Source organism: Bacillus sp. SRB_8, from assembly GCF_003264205.1.
Taxonomy (GTDB): Bacteria; Bacillota; Bacilli; order Bacillales; family Bacillaceae_G; genus Bacillus_A; species Bacillus_A mycoides.
The window spans coordinates 1-6,599 of the sequence record NZ_NADT01000091.1 but is presented as its reverse complement, the minus strand read 5'-3'; the positions used below and the strand labels follow the sequence as shown (position 1 = coordinate 6,599).

The window sequence follows — 6,599 nt, the reverse complement described above, 5'->3', positions numbered from 1 at the left end:
GGATTGAAAAATTAATAAGAAATCTAAACAAAGGAGGGATTCTAATGAATTACACTTCGCCGACTATTAAGCAGGTAAGTTCTAAAGGTTCAGCAGGTTGTGCATGTGGCTTATTAATTGGAAATGGAAATGGTTAATACTTAATGAAATGTATACTAAATGAGATGAAGAAATAGGGTTACATTATTTGGATGTAAATAATGTATCCTATTTCTAGTCGTTAATAAATTAGTTAACGTAAATAGGGGAAAAGGGTTGAAATATAACTGTAATTATTTTATAAAGCTTGGGGGAATATATGTGGCAGAATTAATGAAAAAAAAATTGTTAGTAAAAAAGAAAGGTAACATAGCTGTTTATTCAAGAAAAGATGATTACATAGTTCATAATTTCATTCTAAATAGTTGGATCGTATTAAATTCTAAAGAATATGAAGTTGCAGCTGAATTTTTATTTAATCAAGTTTCTAATAACGTAATTTCTGAAAAGTTTGATATATCGATGGTGAATAAAATAATTAATTTAATTAAACTTTATAAAATTGATTCTGATACAAATAACGAGGAGCATATTAGTAGTTTTACTAATAATGCTAAAAAACATATTCCTTCAATCGTCTATTTTGTTACAACTTATACATGTAATTTAAGTTGCGTATATTGTTATGCAGAAAGTGGACCTAATAGAACTATGAAGGAAGATTTAACCACTGATGAGGCTAAAAAGGTTATTAGAGAAATAAAAGATTTAGGTACAAAAACTGTAGTGTTTACAGGGGGAGAAGCCTTTTTAAGGAAAGATATATTTACTTTGATTGAATATTCAAATGAAGTGGGTTTGGAAGTTAAAATAATTACAAACGGTTCCTTTATAAGTAATATAGATATCGCTAAGAAACTGTCTTCTCTTACAGAATTAATCACTATCAGTCTTGATTCCCTACAAGAAAATCAGCATGATAAAAATAGAGGGAGGGGCTCATGGAAAAAAGCAACAAAGGCTATTAAATTATTAATGGAAGCCGGTGGGAAATTAAAAATAAATCAAACGATCACAACAAATAATTTAGACTCGATTGATGATATGCTTGAGTTTACGTATAAGAATGATATGAGAATTGTTGTAGTTCCGGCTTCATCATTAGGTAGAGGGAAACAGAATGAATATGAATTAGATTATGCTCAAAGATTAGATTTTGAAAACACAATTCTAAAAAATAGTCACAAGCAAGGGCAAATTGCAAAGCAATTCTCTATTCAACAACATTGTGGTCATGGTTTGGGGGAATTTTCTGTAGATAGTAGAGGAAACGTCTATCCATGTAAATTAATGCATGATAACTCTTTTTATGCAGGAAACATAAAAGAAGAGTCTCTCTCTGAAATATATTACAAATCAAAGTCTTTTCAAGAATCGAGGGAACGTCATGTCGATAATATACCGATATGTAAAGGCTGCTCTTTTAAGTATCTTTGTGGTGGAGGATGTAGAGCCATCCAATGGAGTGAAACAACAAAAGTAGATGGTACAAATACATATGAATGTGAATTCATTAAAACTGCGTTTATCGAACAAATGTGGAGATACTTTAAATCGAATAAGGAGGTTACAGCATAATGAAAAAAAAGATATATATTCTAAAAAAAGATATATTTTTCGATAAAAATCCAGAAGGAATATTTATACTAAGCCCTAAAGGAGAAACGTTAATTTTAGATGATGAGGTTGCTATGGTTATTTGGAAAGAATTTAATGAAAATTCGCATTTAACCAATGAAAATCTAGTGGGAAAATTATTAATAGATTTTAACCTAGACGTAACATTTAAAGAAAGAGTCGAAAATGACGTAACTCGTTTTTTTGCCGAACTATTAAATCATGGATTAATAGAGGAAAGAGAATATGAATTACATGAATCAATTCATTAAGAAGGCTTTGGATTTAAATAAAAGCGTAAATATTACTATTGATGGGCTGTGTATGAGTCCTCTATTAAAAGACGGTGAAGGTGTCCAAGTGAAAAAGCATATTGTAAGGGTGATATTATTCTATATGAAGATGGAAGAGGGAAATTAATTTGTCATAGAATAAACTATACTGATGAGAATATAGTTATTACTTCTGGAGATAATAATTTATTATTTGATCCTCCTATAAAATATACAGACATTTTAGGTAAAGTAACTGTTAAACCTAATTATTATCAGATTCCTAATTCGATTATATCCCTGGACTATAAAAACTACCTTTCATCGGAAATCGATAAGATACACTTTAAAATAGCCTTATTAGAGAAGGAAACAAAAGTGAGTTCAAATAATGAATTTAGATTTTTTGGTTCCTTACCTTCAAAAAAACAAATGCTCATTTTAATTAGAGGACTTAATTTAACTGACCTTTCAAAGAGCCCAAACCTACATTTGGATGGTCATGTATTAATATGAGGAGGCTGTCCAAAATTCGGGGAATCGAATTTTGGACAGCCTTTTCTTAGATTTAAACAAGTAGTAATAAATGAAGAGAAATATTTTACGTGAATTGAGGAGTACAAAAAAAGTTTTTTTTATGTATATGATTTCTAATGTTAAAATTATTTTTTGGGCTCTTATAAGGACAGTGAAGTAGTTTGGCTACTCCAAAATTCTAAGTTTTGTTGATATCACAATTCATCCTTAACTTCTACTATAAAGACATACTAATATTAGTATGTCTTTATAGTAACTATTCGATTTCTAATCATAGACTTAATTAAAGTGCGGCACTTTTGTTTTGTCCTTGTTGTGCTTCAAGGTTAACTGTACGAATATCTTTGTCAATTAACGGGAATAAAGCCCAGACAATCACCCAAGAACCGGATAATATGTAAACAACCCCTATACCTAAATGATCACTTAGATACCCACCAAGGATTGATATTAAAGGGACTATGATGGCGGATATTGCTATAGCTAGAGACATAATTCTACCTCTAAATTTATCTTCAACACAAATTATCATAAATGAATTAAAAGTAATTCGTAGTATAGTCCCTGAAGAGAGGACTAACATATTTAACATAATACCCAAAACTGTACTATGCGTTACGCCCATTAATACTGTTGCAGTTCCGTTTATAAACAAACTTGCTGTAAGTAAGGAAGAGGATCTGAATTTATCTGTTAATTTACCAATAATTAAACCAACGAGAATTGAACTAAGTACACCAAACATATTAAAAAAACCAAAAGTGGCTGACGAACCCTGATAATGTTTACTTACTAAAACAACCAATAGAGAGGAATTTAGCATAGCTATATTTAATACACATGACAAGATAATCAATTTAAGTAATGGACGATTATCTTTCAATAGTTTAAAACCATCTAATAGTTCATTGAAAAATCGGTTCTTATTTACCTTTTTTTTCTCTTCTTTTTTTTCTTTAAATTGCTCATTTTTTATTAAAAATAGTAACATAATTGCTGCAAGAAAATACAAACCCGAATGTATAAACATGACACCAGCAAATGATACAATAGCCAACAGACCTCCACCTAAACTGTTTCCTATCAATGCAGCCGTATTACTGGATGAAGATATATAACCATTAACTTTTACAACATTTTCTTCACCCACAAACAATGGGATAAGTCTATTCTTTGACGTTCCCTCTAACATCATACAACAGGTGTGAATTATTATAGCTAAATAGATGTAGATTACAATAAAAGAGTTAAAAAAGAAATAAATAGGAGTAAAGAGGATGCCTACTATTCCTAATAAACAAAATGACAATTGCATTGAATTTAGGGGATTAAATCTATCAGAAAAAACCCCGATAAGTGGGGATAAAAAAATTTGAACAGTAAAGCTAATCGCTGTAACTAGTGATGCAGAGAGTGCCGAACCTGTTTGATGATAAACATACCAAAAAAGTACAACCTGAAAGATACTATCGGCTAGGTTTGTTAAAAATTGATTTGTAGTAATAACTGCTATATTTCTGTTGATATTGTATCACTCCTTCATAGATTATGGATATCGAAAGGTTAACTTTGTGAATTATTCAGGATGTATCGAACTCGTTTTTTCTTAATATTCAGATTAATTTAATTATATTTCACTTTGATCCTTTTGTAAAGTTCTAAAGACTATATTTAGGTTTTATGTTTAATGCAGTTTTGAAAGAAAGGTGTACCTTTTGATTCTCTTTTACAAGACGTATCAAGGAATCTTTTTATCTATAGATTTATGAAAATAAAAAATGCTCGTAAAGGTATACCTTTATAAACACTAGTTTATTTTCCCTATAACGTACAATATTCTTTTTTGATATGTTGAGGCCTATAAACATCCCTCGTGAAATATCATGGGGGATGTTTTATTTTTTTCATTTAAGTACGGCCTATGTTTTAGGACCCCTGATCGGTGTTTTCGTTAGTGGTATTATCAGTTTTCTATTTTAATGAGACATGGGATTATTATGAATAATGTTTAGACAAAAGGTAAAACTAACTTATATTATTTTTAAGTTGGTGACCATAATATGAATTCTGATCCGTATCGTAGAAGTCTTACTCTGATAGAATTAGCAACTTTGGTGATTTGTAATATTTGTGGGATTGGTTTACTTTCGCTACCTAATGCTATTGCAAGCACGACTTTATTTTCAGATGGATGGGTTATATTGTTAGGTTCAGGTCTTGTAGTTGTTATTTTGGGATGGATTTCTACAAAATTGACTACTTATTTTCCACAAGTGTCCTTTTATGAATATACAAGTACATTAGTTTCAAAACCTGTGGCATTTCTTTTTTCGCTAATGGCTATATGTATTTACCTTAGTATCGCTGCTTATGAGATAAGAAGTATCTCTGTAATAGTGAACATGTTTCTATTGGAAAATACAGACGTTAAAATCATTGCTTTTGGGTTTTTATTAGTAATTGCATATGGTTTGTGTGGATCGAGAATGGCTTTAATACAATTATGTATTTTTGGTTTATATATTGTTATAGGAGCGCTTGTTTTAACATTCGTATTAAATATAAATAATATTGATCTCCATCATCTATTTCCAATTTTAGAAACTCCCCCAAAGGGTTATATCTACGGTTTCAAAAATGCAGGTTTTGCTTTCTTAGGATTTGAGGCTGTATTATATTATAATTCCATAGTTAGTAATCCTAAAAAAGCGCCAGTATATGTAGTGAGTGGATTGCTATTAGTAGTAATTCTATACACAATTACCTATTTGTTTTGTATATGTGTGTTTTCTCAAGGTGTTGTTAGTGAGTTGGTATATCCGGTTTTAGAATTGGGGAAAGAAGTAAGAGTAGGGGGTTTTTTAGACAGATTTGATTCGTTTTTTTTTATGACGTGGATTATTACTATTTTCTCAACTACTATAATATATTTAGATATGGTAGTGATTTTGTTAACTTCAATATCTAAAAAGAGAAAAAAAACAACATGTATCTTTATGTTGCTACCCATTGTATACATGCTTTCTATATTTCCAAATGGTCAAAAAGAAATAAATCGATTTGGAAATCTGGCAACAACGGTTAACTTTTTTTATATTCTAATTATCCCATCTATATTATTGTTAATTACCGTAATAAAGAGAAAAAAGGGTTCTGGTGCAAAGATAAAATGAAAACCAGTAAAACGCATATATTCCTAACAGAATTGTATTTTATGCTACAAGTTCAAACAATTGATGGATGAATTCTTTCTGTTTTATTTAGATTCAAGAAATTTGGATCAATCTTTGTTTCAACAAGAATAAATATATAATGTTTCACATTATATAAGAATAAAAGAAGAGGATAGATACAAACGGAATAATTCTGTATGTTCAATCCTTTTTTGTACCATAAATAACCTCATTTACCACAACATTTGTACTGGCTTTTCTCAAATGGTGGAAAAAGCTATCTTCATTACGACAATCCTTATAATAGGAGTTACCATACATGCCCATCAACTTAAGAAATCAAAATTACCCCAAAACGAAAAAATGAGCTTTTTTGTTACAAGTTAGCACAAAATTTCGTTCTGGGGGGTACTATAAAATTTTAGCTTGATAGCGATGTGGTGGTACCCTAATAAGAAAAACAAAAAGAACTTGTAGGAATCCCTACAAGTTCTTTTTAGTTTAAGGTGAATATACGGGACAAAAAAACTATCTTACAGGTTCATCATAGAAACTACAGGGGTAATACTTTGATAAGTTTATTATATAACAAATATTAACATCTACAGATTTTATTTTTGAAAATTATGTGAATTTAGAAAACCGAATGGTTTATTATTTTCTTTTCCTAAAAAATCCATTTAGTTATTTTGTGTAAATAACTTTAAAATAATATCTACATCATAATAAATTAGTAAAATTATAAGTATAGGTAAATAGAGAAGAATATAGGATTCTTATAGAAAGACCTATATTTATATTTAAGATTAATTAACTCTAAGAAAATGAATTTCATGTTATTAAGAACTATAATTCTTGGATATACGTAAAGAACTGACGTACAAAAGAAGACCCCTTACTGTTGCTTTGAAATAAAGTTTGATTAAAATGCATGGGTTGATTTTTTTGAGCTATTTATTTT

The 6,599-nt window shown here is 29.5% G+C and carries 4 protein-coding genes; 3 read left to right on the top strand and 1 reads right to left on the bottom strand.

Going from position 1 to position 6,599, the window contains the following annotated elements; translation table 11 throughout:
- Positions 1-300: 300 nt before the first annotated feature.
- Together B5P40_RS31860 and B5P40_RS31855 are read left to right on the top strand one after the other, a co-directional pair.
- A complete protein-coding gene (locus B5P40_RS31860; protein WP_002192025.1) occupies positions 301-1,617 on the top strand; it encodes a radical SAM/SPASM domain-containing protein in 1,317 nt (438 codons plus the stop codon).
- Positions 1,617-1,928, top strand: coding sequence for a PqqD family protein (locus B5P40_RS31855; RefSeq protein ID WP_002192026.1), 312 nt, complete (start codon positions 1,617-1,619; stop codon positions 1,926-1,928). Before B5P40_RS31860 ends, B5P40_RS31855 begins: the two co-directional genes overlap by 1 nt.
- Before the next feature lie 820 nt (positions 1,929-2,748).
- Here B5P40_RS31855 and B5P40_RS31850 read toward each other — a convergent pair.
- Positions 2,749-3,969, bottom strand: coding sequence for an MFS transporter (locus tag B5P40_RS31850; RefSeq protein WP_258402217.1), 1,221 nt, complete (start codon positions 3,967-3,969; stop codon positions 2,749-2,751).
- A gap of 556 nt (positions 3,970-4,525) precedes the next feature.
- Between B5P40_RS31850 and B5P40_RS31845 the strand changes: the two genes are divergently transcribed.
- Positions 4,526-5,638 (top strand): GerAB/ArcD/ProY family transporter, encoded by a 1,113-nt coding sequence (locus B5P40_RS31845; RefSeq protein WP_113710520.1) that lies wholly within the window; start codon positions 4,526-4,528, stop codon positions 5,636-5,638.
- Positions 5,639-6,599: the final 961 nt, after the last annotated feature.

What these genes read in the sequence shown, in the direction of transcription:
- B5P40_RS31845 (WP_113710520.1), top strand. Translation starts at nt 4,526, where the DNA reads ATGAATTCTGATCCGTATCGTAGAAGTCTTACTCTGATAGAATTAGCA.
- B5P40_RS31855 (WP_002192026.1), top strand. Translation starts at nt 1,617, where the DNA reads ATGAAAAAAAAGATATATATTCTAAAAAAAGATATATTTTTCGATAAA.